We start from the raw sequence: 15,437 nt of genomic DNA, 5'->3' as shown, positions 1-15,437 counted from the left end.
TGAAAGCTGAGCCCCCGTGCTGACCGTGGACTTTTCCCGCTTCCCGCTCGCCCCGGGCGACCGCGTCCTCGACCTGGGCTGCGGCGCCGGACGGCACGCCTTCGAGTGCTACCGGCGCGGCGCCCAGGTGGTGGCCCTGGACCAGAACGGCGAGGAGATCCGCGAGGTCGCCAAGTGGTTCGCGGCCATGAAGGAAGCGGGCGAGGCCCCCGAGGGCGCCACCGCCACCGCCATGGAGGGCGACGCGCTCAACCTGCCGTTCCCCGACGCCTCCTTCGACGTGGTGATCATCTCCGAGGTCATGGAGCACATCCCGGACGACAAGGGTGTGCTCGCCGAGATGGTGCGGGTGCTGAAGCCGGGCGGCCGGATCGCGGTGACCGTGCCGCGCTACGGGCCCGAGAAGGTCTGCTGGGCGCTCTCCGACGCGTACCACGAGGTCGAGGGCGGCCACATCCGCATCTACAAGGCGGACGAGCTGATCGGCAGGATGAAGGAGGCCGGGCTGCGGCCGTACGGCACCCATCACGCGCATGCCCTGCACTCGCCGTACTGGTGGCTCAAGTGCGCGTTCGGCGTGGACAACGACAAGGCGCTGCCGGTGAAGGCGTACCACAAGCTCCTGGTCTGGGACATCATGAAGAAGCCGCTGCTCACCAAGGTCGCCGAGCAGGCGCTCAACCCGGTGATCGGCAAGAGCTTCGTCGCGTACGCCACCAAGCCCCACCTGCCGGCCACCGCGGCGGCCAGCGGTACGGACACCAAGTGACGAGCCCCGGCTACACCGAACACCTGGTCCTGGACGGCGTTCTGACGGCCGATCAGGCGACCGAGACCGTCGCCGGCATCCTCGCGGGGCAGCGCGAGGACGGCGCCATCCCGTGGTTCCGCGGCCACCACCTCGACCCGTGGGACCACACCGAGGCCGCCATGGCGCTGGACGCTGCCGGTGAGCACGAGGCCGCCACGAGGGCGTACGACTGGCTGGTCAAGCATCAGAACCCGGACGGCTCCTGGTACGCGGCCTACCAGGACGGCGACCACAACCGTCCCACCGACCGCTCCCGCGAGACCAACTTCTGCGCGTACATCGCGGTCGGCGTCTGGCACCACTACCTGTCCACCGGCGACGACGCGTTCATCGACCGGATGTGGCCCGCCGTGTACGCGGCGGTGGAGTTCGTGCTCGCCCTCCAGCAGCCGGGCGGCGAGATCGGCTGGAAGCGCGAGGACGACGGCACCCCCGTCAACGACGCGCTGCTGACCGGGAGTTCGTCCATACATCAGGCGCTGCGCTGTGCGCTCGCCATCGCCGATCAGCGCGAAGAGCCGCAACCCGACTGGGAGTTGGCGGTCGGCTCGTTGCGCCACGCGATCCAGAAGCACCCCGAGCGCTTCCTCGACAAGTCCCGCTACTCGATGGACTGGTACTACCCGGTCCTCGCCGGAGCCGTCACGGGACCCCAGGCCAAGGAGCGCATCGAGGCCGACTGGGACGCCTTCGTGGTGCCCGGCCTCGGCGTGCGCTGTGTGCTCCCCAATCCCTGGGTCACCGGCGGCGAAAGCTGTGAACTCGCCCTGGCCCTCTGGGCGATGGGGGAGTCCGACCGTGCCCTGGAGATCCTCCAGGAGATCCAGCACCTGCGCGCGGACGACGGCAGCGGCATGTACTGGACGGGCTACGTCTTCGACGACGAGGCCATCTGGCCCCGCGAACTCACCACCTGGACGGCGGGCTCACTGCTCCTCGCGGTGGCGGCCCTCGGCGGCGAGCAGGCCACCTGTGCGGTCTTCAGCGGCGAGCAGCTGCCGCGGGGCCTGGCCCCCGACTGCTGCTGACCCCTACCGCGGACGGCTTCAGGCTCCAGGCCCGGGCGCTCCCAGCCTCAAGCCCCCGGCTTCAGGCCTCAGGGGTACGTCGCACACGAAGCGCGGCGTACCCCTGGCCCGGCCCGGCCCGTCAGCGGCGGCGCGCCGCGCCCGCGAGGGCGTGGCCGACGAAGAGATAGACCACGGCCGGCAGGCCGTAACCCGCCACCACCCGCGCCCACTGCTCGTCGAAGGTGAACAGGTCGTAGGACCACCCGGCCAGGAACTGCGCGGCGTCCTTGATGAACCCGACCAGCGCGTTCGACTGGTTGGCGTCCAGCAGGTAGAAGAGGATCCACAGGCCGAGGATGAGAGCGGCGATGTCCGCGGCGACGGCAATCGCGGTGGCTGCGGGATTTCCGGTGCGGGTTCGTGTGGACATGCCGAACATGTTGCCTATTTGACGGGCGTCAAACCCGGATGGCTGCGCCCTGGTGGTGGGCGGCGGGGGCCCGCGCGACGCTGCGGGGAAGTGCTGAACAGTCGCTCAGGCCCCGGGAGGCCCGCCGTGCCCCGTCCCTTCACCGCCACCCCTGTCCGTCGCGCGCTCGTCGGGGTGCCGCTGACGTGTGCGCTGCTGCTGCCGCTCGCCGCCTGCAACGACACGGACAAGGGCGCGGCTGCCGCCACGACGGGGAGCGCTTCGCCCTCCACCCAGGCGGAGAAGCAGAAGCTGGCCAAGACCCGGTTCGTGGCCAACGCCTCGCTGGCCGCCGGTGCGGCGTACCAGTGGATCGTGAAGCCGTTCAGGGCGGGCACCTTCCAGAAGGGTGCGGACGGACGGAAGTTCGCCATGGTCAAGGCAGGGCTCGCGGGCGCGTTCACCTACAACAGGCTGAAGGCCGCGGTGAACAACGCCAAGGGTGACGAGCTGCTCTCCAAGGCGGTCGCCCCGATGTCGGACGGCATCGAGAAGCTGAAGGGGCTCAGCGGCAAGCTCGCCGCGGGCACCATCGGCGCCGGTGAGGTCGGGCTGTTCGAGAAGGCCATCGGCGGGGTCAAGGACGCCGGAAAGTCCGCGGACGCGCCGGTGGTCGACAAGGTGCCCTCGGCGGGCGAACTGGCCAGGGGCGGCTCCCCGGCGCAGCTGCCCGCGCAGGCTCCGCCGCAGGCCCCGATTCAGCAGAGTGCCCAGCTCAGCGGCCGGACTGCGGCCCGCGACTAAGCAGTTGGCGGGGGTCCGCCTCCCGCCTACAGTGCGGCCATGACGTTTCTCGCGCACGACCGGTACTGCGACCTGATCATCGAGGAGACCGCCCGCCTGCGCGCGACGGTCTCCGGTGCGGACCTCGGGGCGCAGGTGCCCTCCTGCCCCGACTGGACACTGCGCGAGCTGGCCGTGCACACGGGCGCGGCGCACCGCTGGGTGCACCGGATCGTGTCCACGCGCGCGACCGAGGAGGTGGCGGACGAGGACGTGCCGCACGCCGACGGCCCCGCCACCGACGATGCGGCCGCCCTGGACGCCTGGCTGGCAGAGGGCGCCGCACTGTGTGCGGGCGCGCTGCGTGAGGCGGGCCCCGACGCGGCGGTGTGGGCCTGGGCGCCCACCGACCGCCCCGCCCTGTTCTGGGCGCGCCGGATGACCCATGAGACGGTCGTGCACCGCGCGGACGCCGCCCTCGCGGCGAAGGATTCCTACGAGGTGGAGCCCGAGGTGGCCGCCGACGCCCTCGACGAGTGGCTGTGGCTCACCGGACTCGACGACTCCGACGAGGCGATGCGGGTCCTGCACGGGGAGGGCAACACCCTCCATCTGCACGCCACCGACACGAACCCCGTCCTGAACGCCGAGTGGTTCGTCGACTTCACCGCCACACCGGTGACCTGGCGGCGCGGCCACGAGAAGGCAGCCGTCGCGGTACGGGGCCCGCTCACCGACCTCCTGCTGGTCTCCTACCGCCGCCGGTCCCCGGACGCCGGGCAGGTGGAGGTGCTGGGCGACCGCGCCCTCCTCGACGGCTGGCTGGCCGCCCTCGCCTGGTAGCGCGCACTACGTATTGAGCTCCGCCAGTACGCGCAGGGTGTGCGGGTCCGGTGCGGTGACCAGCAGGTCGGTCACCGGGCCCTTGCGCCACAACTCCAGTCGTTCCGCTATCCGTTGACGCGGGCCGACCAGTGAGATCTCGTCGGCGAACGCGTCCGGCACGGCCAGTACCGCCTCCTCCTTGCGCCCGGCGAGGAACAGCTCCTGGATGCGGCGGGCCTCGGCCTCGTACCCCATCCGCGCCATCAGGTCCGCGTGGAAGTTCTTCGCCGCGTGCCCCATCCCGCCGATGTAGAAGCCGAGCATCGCTTTCACCGGCAGCAGCCCCTGCGACACGTCGTCGCAGACATGTGCGCGGGCCATCGGGGCGACCATGAAGTCCGTGGGGAGTGAGCCGAGTTGATAGACGTCCGGGCGCGTCGGTGACCAGTACAGCGGCAGCCAGCCGTCCGCGATGCGGGTGGTCTGGGCGATGTTCTTGGGGCCCTCGGCGCCGAGCAGGAGGGGCAGGTCGGCTCGCAGCGGGTGCACGATCGGCTTCAGCGGCTTGCCGATGCCAAAGGCGTCCTCACCGCGGTACGGGTGCGAGTGGAAGCGCCCGTCCAGCTCCACCGGGCCCTCACGCCGTAGTACTTGGCGCACCACGTCGACGTATTCCCTGGTCGCGGTCAGCGGGCTGCGCGGAAACGGCCGCCCGTACCACCCCTCCACCACCTGTGGCCCGGAGAGTCCGAGCCCGAGCATCATCCGGCCGCCGGACAGGTGGTCCAGGGTCAGCGCGTGCATGGCCGTCGCGGTCGGCGTACGGGCCGCCATCTGCACGATGGCGGTACCCAGCCTGATCCGGCTGGTGTGGGCGGCGTACCAGGTCAGCGGTGTGAAGGCGTCGCTGCCCCAGGCCTCGGAAGTCCACACCGAGTCGTACCCGAGACGCTCCGCCTCCTGTACGAGTGCCAGCGAGCCGGGGTCGGGGCCGCGTCCCCAGTAGCCGAGCGCGAGTCCAAGTCGCATACCGGGGCCTCCCGTTGACGAATCCGCGAACCGTCCGTGACGTATCTGATGGGGCGTCAGGAGACGCGTCAGGGACTGTACGTCGCCGGGCCGCGCCGGACAAGAGCGGCCCCGGCCCCGCCCCGGACCGGCCCCACCCGTACCGCCCCCCGCCCCGGACCGGCCCCGGACGTGACGACGGCCCCCGCTTCCCCGGTGGGGGAGGCGAGGGCCGTCGTCGGTGCGAGCGGGGGAGGCATCAGCCGCGCTGGATCCCCGTGGTGTCCTGGAGCAGGCCGCGACGGCCGTCCTGGGTCTGTGCGATCAGGCCGGGACCGCGCTGGTCCACCGCCAAGTACCAGGTGCCGGGCGCCAGTTCGGCGATCGGGGTCGGCGCACCGTCCTCCGGGTACAGCGGGCGGGCGACCGGAACGGCGAACCAGAACGGGGCGAACCCGGAGGCGTCCGCCGGAGCCGGCTCAGGAGCGCCCTGGCCGCCCTGCGAGGGCTGACCGGCGGCCGGTGCCTGACCGGCGGCGGGGGCCTGGGTGGCGCCGCCCGGGTAGCCGTAGCCACCGGGGGCCGGCTGGCCGCCGAACGACGGCTGCTGGGCACCCGGGTAGCCGTAACCGGCACCCGGCTGACCGCTCTGGCCCGGCTGCGCGCCGTACGGGCCGACGGCCGGCTTCGGGGCACCCATCAGCGGGGCCTGGAGAGCCGGGACCAGCGGGGTGGCGACCGCGCCCGCCGCCAGCGCCAGGGTGGCGATGAGGCCGAGGATCATGCCCGCGCCGGCGCTGCCGCCGTCGACGATGTTCCAGAACGCCGTCCAGGCGGAGAAGACCGCGAAGGCGATGCCGAACTGGAGGAGGTCGAGCCCGGCCACCTTGCGCGGCGTCGGCAGCCCGCGCGCCACGATGATCAGCACCGCGGCGATGATCCCGGCCAGGAACATGCTCATCAGCAGCCCGAGAGTGTCCCAGGCGTTGATGGTGGAGGTGTTGGGGCAGAACTGACCGCTGCATTCGGGGGTGTCGACCAGGCTGAGGAACGAGGCGATGAACAGCACCACCGCTGCTCCGATCACCACGCCATCACCTCGTGTGAGGGAGCGGATGTTCACGTAAAGTCCTTTATCAGTCGTCATCTTCGGGGCGGCTGTCGCTGCACCGATGTAAGCGGTTCTGGGCGAAGCAGTTCTGGGCGAAGCAGTTCTGGGCGAAGCGCCTTTCGCGAGCAGTGCTTGCTCGCCATGCTCGCCGGAACAGGTGCGAAGCTCGGGGGTGGCTCCCCATCGTACGGATGAATGTATCGTCCGATCGCGCGGGTCGTCCCCATGGTTGCCGGACGGTAACCAGCCGCAGTGCTCCGGCCGGTGCGACGATCCGGACGTAACGCAGCAGCCCTACCCGTTCAGGAACCCGCTGATGCCGTCGGCCATGCCCTGGGCCGCTTTCTGCCGCCAACTGGCGCTGGAGAGCAGGGCGATGTCCTTCGAATCCCGCATGTTTCCGCACTCGATGAACACCTTCGGCACGGTCGACAGGTTGAGCCCGCCGAGGTCGCTGCGGACCACCAACCCGGTCCGCCCGCCCAGATAGTTGGCCGGTGCGTCACCCGTGACTCGCACGAAGTTGCCCACGATGTGTTCGCCCAGGTCGCGTGACGGGCCGACGATCGAAGAGGTGTCCGCGCCGCCGGAGTTCACCCGTGCGGGCAGGATCACATGGAAACCGCGGTGACCGGCGGACGAGCCGTCCGCGTGGATCGAGATCACGGCGTCCGCGTCCGCTTCGTTGCCGATTCGTGCCCTCTCGTCGATGCAGGGGCCGAACGGGCGGTCGGCGTTGTGGGTGAATTGGACGGTTGCGCCCTGCTTTTCGAGAAGTGCTTTCAGGCGGCGCGAGACATCGAGGGTGAATTCCGCCTCGGTGTAACCGGCATTGCTCGCGGTACCCGTGGTGTCACATTCCTTGCGGTTGGTTCCGATGTTCACCTGGCGATTGATTTCGCTGGTGTGCCGGAAATTACCGGGATTGTGGCCGGGGTCGACGACGACGGTACGACCGGAGAGGGGACCGGCGGCCGGGCGGGGGGCGGTCGGACCGGGGGTCGTGCCCCGGCTCGTCCCGGGAGCCGGACTCGTGCTCCTGGTCCGCTCCGGGCTCGGCTTGGCGTCCTGGGTGGGCGCCTTGGTGGCCGCCGTCGTCCGTCCGGGCAGCGGCAGCACCTTGGGCGGCTCACCGCCCTCCGGGCCGCTCATCGCCTGCCAGACCAGCCAGCCCGCCAGGGCGGTCGGCACCAGGGCCGCCACCACGATGAGCGCGTTGCCACGCCCTCGGCGCGGGGGCTGCCCGAACTCGGGCTCGGGCGGGTTTGCGTGGGGGTACTGACCGTCGTACGACACAGGGCGATGCTATTCGGCTCCCAGGATCCCCGAGCCGGTACGCCGCAGGACGCGCAGCGAGTCACTCACCGAGACCTCGGTGAACGCGCCGGACGCCAGTGCGCGGAGGTACACGCGGTACGGGGCCTGTCCGCCGTCCGCCGGGTCCGGGAACACGTCGTGGATGACCAGGAGGCCGCCGGGGGAGACGTGCGGGGCCCAGCCCTCGTAGTCCCCGTTCGCGTGCTCGTCGGTGTGCCCGCCGTCGATGAAGACCAGGGCGAGGGGGCTGTTCCAGAGGCGGGCGGCCTGCGGGGAGCGGCCGACGAGGGCGAGGACGTGCTCCTCCAGGCCGGCCCTGTGCAGGGTCCGGCGGAACGTCGGCAGGGTGTCCATCACCCCGAGCTCCGTGTCCACGGTCGTCGGGTCGTGGTACTCCCACCCCGGCTGCTGCTCCTCACTGCCCCGGTGGTGGTCCACGGTCACGGCCGTCACTCCGGCCTCACGGGCGGCGTCGGCGAGCAGCAGGGTGGAGCGCCCGCAGTACGTCCCCACCTCAAGAAGCGGGAGGTGCAGCGAGGCGGCCGCCTCGGCGGCGGCGGCGTACAGGGCGAGGCCCTCACCGAGCGGCATGAAGCCCTTGGCGGCCTCGAAGGCGGCGAGGGTGGCGGGCTTGGGTGCGGCGGCGGGCATGGCGGTCTCCTCGTGAGGTACGGGCTGGGGACATGGTCGCGTACGGGGGTGGCCGGGGCGGCGGGCGGGGTGGCCCGGTGGGGTGGCCCGGCGGGGCCGACGTGGCGGGGGCGCCGGCGGCAGGGGTGCGGGATTCAACCGGGAGCCCGGGGGCACCTGGACTTCGTGATTCCCGTGCGTGTACCGCACCCGTGCCGTGCCTTTCGGGGGGTCTTTCTCTTCGGGGTGTCTTTCGGGGTGACTGTGGAAGTGGGGTCGAGATGAGCAAGTGGGCTTTCGTGGTGACCGGAGCGGTCATCGGCGCGGTGGCCGGTCCGGTGGTGGTGCTGTTGCGGCGGCGGGGGCAGCAGGAGCCGGTCCGGCTGCTGGTGCCGCCGTCCCGGGATCCCGCCGCGCCCCCGGTGGCGGGATCCCCGCGTAACCCGCCCTGCATCTGACCTTCCGTCAGATTGGAACGTGTTCTAGTCTGCACGGCCATGGGCATCGGAATCACGCGTGAGCACCGGGAGTTGGCCGAGTCGGTGCGGGGGTGGGTCGCGCAGGTGGCCCCGCCGCAGGAGGTGCGCAAGCTGCTGGACGGGGAGGTGGCGGAGGGCAGGCTGCCCGGGTACTGGCACTCGGCGATCGCCATGGAGCTGCTGGACCTGCACCTTCCCGGCGGGGGAGGCGGGACGCTGCTCGATCTGGCCGTGGTGCTGGAGGAGACGGGCAGGGGGGCGCTGCCGGGGCCGTTCGTGCCGAGTGTGCTCGCGGTGGATCTGCTGCACCGGGGCGGACTGGCGAGCCGCTCCTACAACTACCCGGTCGCCGCGGTCGCGACCGGCCCCGGCACCCTCACCGCCGTCGCGGTGGAGGGCGGGGGGTACGTCCTCGACGGCACCGCGCCGCCGGTCCTCGGCGCCACCCCGGACTCGGAGTTCGTGCTGCTCGCCGCCGAGGCGGCACACGGCACGGTGTGGCTGGCGGTGGACGGCGGTGACCTGGAGATACGTATCCAGGAGTCGGCCGACCCGACCCGGCCCACCGCCGAGGTGACCGCCTCGGGGGTGCAGGTGCCCGGCGGGCGCGAGCTCGACCTCAGCACCGCCCAGGTGGGCGATGTGAGCGCCGTGCTGTACGCCGCCGAGGCGTGCGGGGTCGCGGGCTGGGCGCTGGACGCGGCGACCTCGCATGCCAGGACCCGTGAGCAGTTCGGCCGGCCGATCGGGCAGTTCCAGGCGGTGAAGCACCTCTGTGCCGACATGCTGGTACGGGTGGAGCAGGCGCGGGCGCTGGTGTGGGACGCGGCGAACGCCGTGGACGAGGCGGCCGAGGTGCGGGGACTGACGGCGGCGCTCGCCGCGGGGGTGGCCCTGGACGCGGCGTGGTCGTGCGCCAAGGACTGCATCCAGATCCTGGGCGGGATCGGCTTCACCTGGGAGCACGACGCACATCTCTACCTGCGGCGGGCCCTGGTGGCACGGCAGCTGCTCGGGACGGGCGACGGTCACCGGCTGCGGGCGGTCCGGCTGGCCGCGGCCGGGGCGCGGCGGGAGCTGCGTACCGAACTGCCCGACGAGGCGGCCACCTACCGCGCACAGGCCCGGAAGGCCATCGAAGGGGTACGGGGGCTGGATCCGGCGGCGGCGCGCAAGGCGCTGGCGCCGACCGGCTACGCGGCCCCGCACCTCCCGCCGCCGTACGGACTCGGCGCCGGCCCCGTCCAGCAGCTCGCCGTGCAGAGGGAGCTGACCGAGGCCGGGGTCACGCTGAGCAGCCTCGGCATCTCCACCTGGGTGATCCCCTCACTCCTCGCGCACGGCTCGAAGGAACAGCAGGAACGCTTCGTACCCCCCACCCTGCGCGGTGAGATGACGTGGTGTCAGCTCTTCTCCGAGCCGGACGCCGGATCCGACCTCGCCTCGCTGCGCACCCGCGCCGAGAGGACCGAGGACGGCCGCTGGCGGATCAACGGGCAGAAGGTGTGGACCTCGGCCGCCCAGTGGTCCGACCACGGCATCCTGCTCGCCCGCACCGACCCCGCGGCGCCCACCAAGCACCAGGGGCTCGGCTACTTCCTCGTCGACATGAAGAACACCCCGGGCATCGACATCCGCCCGCTGAAGGAGATCACCGGGGACTCGCTCTTCAACGAGGTCTTCTTCGACGACGTGGTGCTGCCCGCGGACGCCCTGGTGGGGGAGGAGACGGGCGGCTGGAAGGTCGCCCGCAACACCCTCGGCAACGAGCGCGTCCACATGGCCGACCAGGTCGCCTTCGACACCGGTCTGGAGGCGCTGATCGCCAGGTGCCCCGACCTCGACGGCGCCACCAGGGCCCGGATCGGCGCTCTCGCCGCCGAGGCCCACGCCCTCGCCTGTATCTCGCTGCGCACCACCCTCCAGCGGGTGGACGGCCTGGAGGCGGGCGCCGGGGCGAGCGTGCGCAAGCTCGTACAGACCCCGCACCAGCAGCGGATCGCCGAACTCGCCCTCGAACTCCTCGGCCCGCAAGGGGCGTTGAGGGAGGGTCCCGGGGAGCGTGCGGTGCACGGCTTCCTGATGTCCCGCTGTCTGACCATCGCGGGCGGCACCACCCAGGTACAGCTCAATGTCGTCGCCGAGCGCATCCTCGGCCTCCCGCGCGACTGAATGGAGACACGTCCGTGAAGGCGTACATCGTCGGTGTCGGCATGACCAGGTTCGAGAAGCCCGAATCGCGTGACTGGCAGTACTGGGACATGGCCAAGGAGGCGGGCTCGGCCGCGCTGGCCGATGCGGGAGTGGAGTACGGGCAGGTCCAGCAGGTGCCGGTCGGCTACTGCTTCCAGGCGTCCACGGCCGGCCAGCGGGCGGCGTACGAACTCGGCCTGACCGGCATCCCCGTCTACAACGTCAACAACAACTGTGCGACCGGCTCGACGGCGCTGATGATGGCCCGTCAGTTCGTCGAAGGGGGCCTGGCCGACTGTGTGCTGGCGCTCGGTTTCGAGAAGATGAAACGCGGGGCTCTGGGCGGCGGGAGCGACGGCGGCGACTTCGCCACCTCGCCCGTCGCCCGCCACTACGGGATCATGGCCGCCAAGCACGGCTTCGAGATGACCCCGCCCACCGCGCAGATATTCGGCGACGCCGCCCGCGAACACATGGAGCGGTACGGGACGACCACAGCGCAGCTCGCGGCGGTCGGCGCGAAGAACCACCGGCACTCGCGGCACAATCCGTACGCCCAGTTCCAGGACCCGTACACGGTGGACGAGATCCTCGCCGCCAAGACCATCCACCGCCCCCTCACCAAACTCCAGTGCTCGCCGACCTCGGACGGGGCGGCCGCTGCCGTCGTCGTGTCGGAACGGTTCGTCGTCGAGCACGGCCTGCACGACAAGGCCGTCGAGATCGCCGCGCAGGCCATGACCACCGACACCGAGGAATCCTTCGCGTCCGGCTCCTGCATCGACGTCGTCGGCAAACCGATGTCACGAGAGGCGGCCCGCCAGGTGTACGCGGCGTCCGGCCTCGGCGTCGACGACCTCGACGTCATCGAACTCCACGACTGCTTCTCCATCAACGAACTGCTGACCTACGAGGCACTGGGCATGTGCCCCGACGGGGAGTCCGGCAAGCTCGTCGAGTCCGGCGCGACGACGTACGGGGGGCGCTGGGTGGTCAACCCGTCCGGCGGCCTGATCTCCAAGGGTCACCCGCTCGGCGCCACCGGTCTCGCCCAGGCCGCCGAGCTGACCTGGCAGCTCCGCGGCCAGGCGGGGGAGCGGCAGGTGCCCGGCGCACGGGTGGCTCTGGCGCACAACATCGGGCTGGGCGGGGCGGCCGTGGTGACCCTCCTCCGCAAGTCCTAGGGCGTGGGTCGGGTGCCCGTGCGCCGAAACGCGGATGTACGGGGCACCCGGCACCTGCGACCATGACAGGCATGGTCCACGAAGTCCCCGTCGCCACCGACAGCCGCATATCCCCGCCGTCCGGCCGCCGCCCCGTTCACACCTGGGCGGTGGTCCTCGCGGCCTGCGCCGGACAGTTCCTGGTCGTCCTCGACGTGTCCGTGGTGAACGTGGCCCTCCCCTCCATGCGCGCCGACCTGGGCCTCTCCGCCACCGGCCTGCAATGGGTGCTCAACGCCTACTCCATCGCCTTCGCCGGTTTCATGCTGCTCGGCGGCCGGGCCGCCGACATCTACGGCCGCAAGCGCGCCTTCCTCACCGGCCTCGCCGTCTTCACCGCCGCCTCCCTCGCCGGCGGCCTCGCCCAGGAGGGCTGGCAGCTCCTCGCGGCCCGCGCCGTCCAGGGCCTGGGCGCCGCGATCCTGGCCCCCGCCACCCTCACCCTGCTCACCTCCGCCGTCCCCGAGGGCCCGGCCCGCGCCCGCGCGATCGGCACCTGGTCGGCGGTCGGCGCGGGCGGCGGCGCGGCGGGCGGCTTCGTCGGCGGCCTGCTCACCGACACCCTCTCCTGGCGCTGGACCCTCCTGATCAACGTGCCCGTCGGCGCGCTCGTCCTGACCGGGGCCTTCTTCCTCCTCACCGAGAGCCACGCCCGCGAGGGCCGCCGCCTCGACCTGCCCGGCGCGGTCCTGGCCACCGCCGGCCTCGCCACCCTGGCGTACGGCATCGTGCAGACCGAGGAAGCGGGCTGGACGGCGCCCGCCACCCTCGTCCCGCTGGGCGGCGGCCTGCTCCTCCTCGCCCTCTTCCTGCTGGTCGAATCCCGCACCCGGGCCCCGCTGATGCCCCTGAAGCTCTTCCGGGTCCGCTCGGTGTCGGCGGCCAACGCGGCCATGTTCATCAACGGCTCGGCCATGTTCTGCATGTGGTTCTTCATGACCCTGTACGCCCAGAACGTGCTCGGCTACACCCCGCTCGGCGCCGGCCTGGCCCTGGTCCCCAGTTCCCTCGCCATCGTCACCGGCTCCAAACTGGCTCCTCGCCTGATGACCGTCATCGGCGCCCGCAACCTGGTCATCCTCGGCAGCCTGATCGCCGCGACCGGCTTCGCCTGGCAGTCGACCATGCCCGCCCACGGCAGCTACGCCACCGCGATCCTCTTCCCCGGCATCCTGATGATGCTCGGCGCCGGCCTCTCCTCCACCCCCCTCGCCGCCCTCGCCACCTCCGGCGCGGCCCCCGGCGACGCGGGCCTCGTCTCCGGCCTCATCAACACCTCCCGCACCATGGGCGGCGCGCTGGGTCTCGCGGTCCTCTCCACCTTCGCCGCCGCCCGCACCAACGGCGGCACGGACCCGGAGTCGCTCACGGCGGGATACGCGCTGGCGTTCCGGATCGGCGCCGGGGTCATCCTGGCAGGCGTGCTGCTGGCGCTGGTGTGGCTGCCGAGGGGGGAGCGGAAGGTCTGCGACCAAGGCACCCGTACCGCCCCGACACCCCCCTCGGAAGGAATCACCCCGTGATCGTCGTCGCCGGTGAGGCTCTGATCGACCTGGTCCCGCAGTCCGGCGGCGACGCCCTGGCACCGCTGCTGCCCGCCCGGGGCGGCGGTCCGTACAACACGGCCGTCGCGCTGGGCCGGCTCGGCGCGGAGGTCTCCTTCTGCTCCCGGGTGTCCACGGACGCCTTCGGTACATCGCTGGTGGCGCGCCTCGGCGAGGAGGGTGTGCGCACCGAGCTGGTGCAGCGCGGCCCCGAGCCCACCACGCTCGCGCTCGCCGCACTCGATGCGACCGGCTCCGCCTCGTACACCTTCTATGTGAACGGGAGCGCCGACCGGCTCTTCGTCCTGCCGCCCCAACTGCCGGACGCGGTGGAGGCGTTGGCGGTCGGTACCTGCTCGCTGGTGCTGGAGCCGGGGGCGAGCGCGTACGAGGCGCTGATGCGGCGGGAGGCCGGGCGGGGGGTGTTCGTGCTGCTGGATCCGAACATCCGGGCCGGACTGATCGAGGATCCGGCGGCCTACCGGGAGCGGTTCTGGAGGTGGCTGCCGTCGGTCTCCCTGCTGAAGCTGAGCGAGGAGGACGCGCAGTGGCTCGGGGCCGATGTGCGGGGGTGGCTGGCGGCCGGGCCCGGGGCGGTGGTGCTCACGCGGGGCGGGGACGGGCTGAGCGTGTACACGCGTGGGGGAGGGGAGTGGTCGGTGGCCGGGGAGAAGGCCGAGGTCATCGACACCATCGGGGCGGGGGACACGGTCAACGCGGCGCTGCTGCACGCGCTGGGGGAGCGAAAACTTCTGGGGGCCGGGGCGCTGGACGGGGTGAGCGGGCAGGAGTGGCGGGAGATCCTCCGGTTCGCGGCGCGGGCGGCGGCGGTCACCTGCTCACGGGCGGGCGCGGAGCCGCCCTGCGTAGGGGAGTTGGAGGAGGGGGTGACGGCAGGGGAGTGACCACGGGTGACAGAGTGGGCAGGTCAGTACCACCCCCGATCCCTGATCCCCGGAGGAGTACCCCGGCATGGCGCACATCTACTCCCACACCACCCTCAAGCCGACCAAGCGCGAGCTGCTCTCCGCCTGGCTGCCCACCCGGCCCTGGTACCAAAGGTCCGCCACCGCACCGGAGCTGACCCCGGGCCGCGGTTTCCGGCTGGACGACCCGGCGGGCGAGGTCGGCATCGAGTTCCATGTGATCGCCGAGGGGACCGTGGTGTACCTGGTGCCCGTCACCTACCGGGGCGCACCCCTGGCCGGCGCACCGGAGCACGCCCTCGTCGGGACGATGGAGCACGGCGAGCTGGGCAAGCGCTGGATGTACGACGCGGGGTACGACCCGGTCGCCGTCGCGCAGCTGCTCGCCGCGATCGAGGGGCGGGCCGAGGTGCAGGAGCAGAGCGTGAGTGACACGGCCGCGAAGGGGTTCACACGCGCGTACGAGGGTGAAGGCGCCCTGGAGACGGGGGAGTTCAGCACCTCGGACTCGGCCGACGGCACCGGGATCCGGCTGCCCGGCGGGCCGGTACTACGGCTGGCGCGTACCCTGCCCGCCGCACTCCCGGCGGACGCCCTCGGCCGGCTCGTCGGCCCCCTGGTACTGCCGGACGGCAGCGCCACGGACACGGTCTTCGCCACACTGCACGCCTGAGGCGCCGGCCTCAGGCTCTCAGCCTCGGAGCGCCGCCAGCCAGGGGTGGCCGGGGTGCACCCGGGCCAGCAGGTCCGCCAGGGTGCTGCGCTGCGTGCCGGACAGCAGCGGCAGCGTGATGCCGAAGTCCGCCCGGTCCTTCGGGCGGGCCGCCTTCGCCTTGAAGAGCAGGCCCCACTCCGGTGCCAGGTAGGGGATGCCGTGTGCCGGATGGCTTCGGTGTACGGCCGGCGGATTCCCGGGTCGCGCCGGCACACCCACAGCGCCCCTTCGTGGGGTTCGCGGAAGATGTCCAGCCGGTACTGGCCGGTCGCCGCATCGCGCATCCAGGACTGATGGGTGGTGGCGAGGACCTCCTCGGAGGCGTCCTGCCAGACCAGCCCGGAGCCCGCCGTGTCGCACGCGAGGTCGGCGAACCGGGCGCGTACGTCCCCGAACCGCCCTTCCGGGACCGCGACTTCGACGTCGCCGTGCGGCCGGCCCGGTGCTTCCCCG

The 15,437-nt window shown here is 72.1% G+C and carries 15 protein-coding genes and 1 pseudogene; 10 read left to right on the top strand and 6 right to left on the bottom strand.

Translation table 11 applies throughout. From position 1 onward, the window contains the following. Window positions 1-16 precede the first annotated feature (16 nt). Window positions 17-769 carry a class I SAM-dependent methyltransferase gene (locus ACIA73_RS10000; RefSeq protein WP_399437857.1) on the top strand — a complete coding sequence of 251 codons (753 nt, stop codon included), beginning with the start codon at window positions 17-19 and terminating at the stop codon, window positions 767-769. Further along, the gene (locus ACIA73_RS09995; RefSeq protein WP_399437856.1) at window positions 766-1,839 is read left to right on the top strand and encodes a prenyltransferase/squalene oxidase repeat-containing protein; all 1,074 of its coding nucleotides are present in this window, start codon (window positions 766-768) and stop codon (window positions 1,837-1,839) included. The genes ACIA73_RS10000 and ACIA73_RS09995 overlap by 4 nt, the downstream gene beginning before the upstream one ends. Window positions 1,840-1,960: 121 nt before the next feature. Here ACIA73_RS09995 and ACIA73_RS09990 read toward each other — a convergent pair whose 3' ends face one another. Beyond that, window positions 1,961-2,251, bottom strand: a complete 291-nt coding sequence (locus tag ACIA73_RS09990; RefSeq protein ID WP_399437855.1) for a hypothetical protein — start codon at window positions 2,249-2,251, stop codon at window positions 1,961-1,963. A 126-nt stretch (window positions 2,252-2,377) separates the two neighbouring features. On the opposite strand from ACIA73_RS09990, the pseudogene ACIA73_RS09985 reads away from it, so the two are divergent. Then, window positions 2,378-2,932: pseudogene (locus ACIA73_RS09985) on the top strand (hypothetical protein); the annotation flags it as partial. 141 nt (window positions 2,933-3,073) lie between these two features. Continuing rightward, entirely contained in the window at window positions 3,074-3,856 is a 783-nt protein-coding gene (locus ACIA73_RS09980) for a maleylpyruvate isomerase family mycothiol-dependent enzyme (RefSeq protein ID WP_399437854.1), read from the top strand. A gap of 6 nt (window positions 3,857-3,862) precedes the next feature. Here ACIA73_RS09980 and ACIA73_RS09975 read toward each other — a convergent pair whose 3' ends face one another. The 4 genes from ACIA73_RS09975 to ACIA73_RS09960 all read right to left on the bottom strand — a co-directional run bounded on the left by ACIA73_RS09975 (window position 3,863) and on the right by ACIA73_RS09960 (window position 7,925). Continuing rightward, window positions 3,863-4,867, bottom strand: coding sequence for an LLM class F420-dependent oxidoreductase (locus tag ACIA73_RS09975; RefSeq protein ID WP_399437853.1), 1,005 nt, complete (start codon window positions 4,865-4,867; stop codon window positions 3,863-3,865). Between the two features lie 238 nt (window positions 4,868-5,105). Then, window positions 5,106-5,969 (bottom strand): hypothetical protein, encoded by an 864-nt coding sequence (locus tag ACIA73_RS09970; RefSeq protein WP_399437852.1) that lies wholly within the window; start codon window positions 5,967-5,969, stop codon window positions 5,106-5,108. Window positions 5,970-6,251: 282 nt separating this feature from the next. Continuing rightward, window positions 6,252-7,253, bottom strand: a complete 1,002-nt coding sequence (locus ACIA73_RS09965) for an N-acetylmuramoyl-L-alanine amidase (RefSeq protein ID WP_399437851.1) — start codon at window positions 7,251-7,253, stop codon at window positions 6,252-6,254. A 9-nt stretch (window positions 7,254-7,262) separates the two neighbouring features. Further along, the gene (locus tag ACIA73_RS09960) at window positions 7,263-7,925 is read right to left on the bottom strand and encodes a class I SAM-dependent methyltransferase (protein ID WP_399437850.1); all 663 of its coding nucleotides are present in this window, start codon (window positions 7,923-7,925) and stop codon (window positions 7,263-7,265) included. Between the two features lie 260 nt (window positions 7,926-8,185). Between ACIA73_RS09960 and ACIA73_RS09955 the strand changes: the two genes are divergently transcribed. From ACIA73_RS09955 to ACIA73_RS09930, 6 genes are all read left to right on the top strand, one after another. Continuing rightward, entirely contained in the window at window positions 8,186-8,362 is a 177-nt protein-coding gene (locus ACIA73_RS09955) for a hypothetical protein (RefSeq protein ID WP_399437849.1), read from the top strand. 39 nt (window positions 8,363-8,401) lie between these two features. After that, window positions 8,402-10,555, top strand: coding sequence for an acyl-CoA dehydrogenase (locus tag ACIA73_RS09950; RefSeq protein WP_399437848.1), 2,154 nt, complete (start codon window positions 8,402-8,404; stop codon window positions 10,553-10,555). Between the two features lie 14 nt (window positions 10,556-10,569). Further along, window positions 10,570-11,760, top strand: coding sequence for a lipid-transfer protein (locus ACIA73_RS09945; RefSeq protein ID WP_399437847.1), 1,191 nt, complete (start codon window positions 10,570-10,572; stop codon window positions 11,758-11,760). Window positions 11,761-11,822: 62 nt separating this feature from the next. Continuing rightward, entirely contained in the window at window positions 11,823-13,322 is a 1,500-nt protein-coding gene (locus tag ACIA73_RS09940; RefSeq protein WP_399437846.1) for an MFS transporter, read from the top strand. Then, window positions 13,319-14,248, top strand: coding sequence for a carbohydrate kinase (locus tag ACIA73_RS09935; RefSeq protein WP_399437845.1), 930 nt, complete (start codon window positions 13,319-13,321; stop codon window positions 14,246-14,248). The genes ACIA73_RS09940 and ACIA73_RS09935 overlap by 4 nt, the downstream gene beginning before the upstream one ends. Window positions 14,249-14,315: 67 nt before the next feature. Continuing rightward, window positions 14,316-14,942, top strand: coding sequence for a 1,4-alpha-glucan branching protein (locus ACIA73_RS09930; RefSeq protein ID WP_399437844.1), 627 nt, complete (start codon window positions 14,316-14,318; stop codon window positions 14,940-14,942). 18 nt (window positions 14,943-14,960) lie between these two features. On the opposite strand, the gene ACIA73_RS09925 is transcribed toward ACIA73_RS09930, so the two are convergent. Then, window positions 14,961-15,197, bottom strand: coding sequence for a hypothetical protein (locus ACIA73_RS09925; RefSeq protein WP_399437842.1), 237 nt, complete (start codon window positions 15,195-15,197; stop codon window positions 14,961-14,963). Between the last annotated feature and the right edge of the window lie 240 nt (window positions 15,198-15,437).

This window comes from Streptomyces sp. NPDC051561 (assembly GCF_044454195.1).
Taxonomy (GTDB): domain Bacteria; phylum Actinomycetota; class Actinomycetes; order Streptomycetales; family Streptomycetaceae; genus Streptomyces.
Note: the sequence above shows the minus strand (reverse complement) of the source record. Positions and strands in the feature narration are given on the sequence as shown.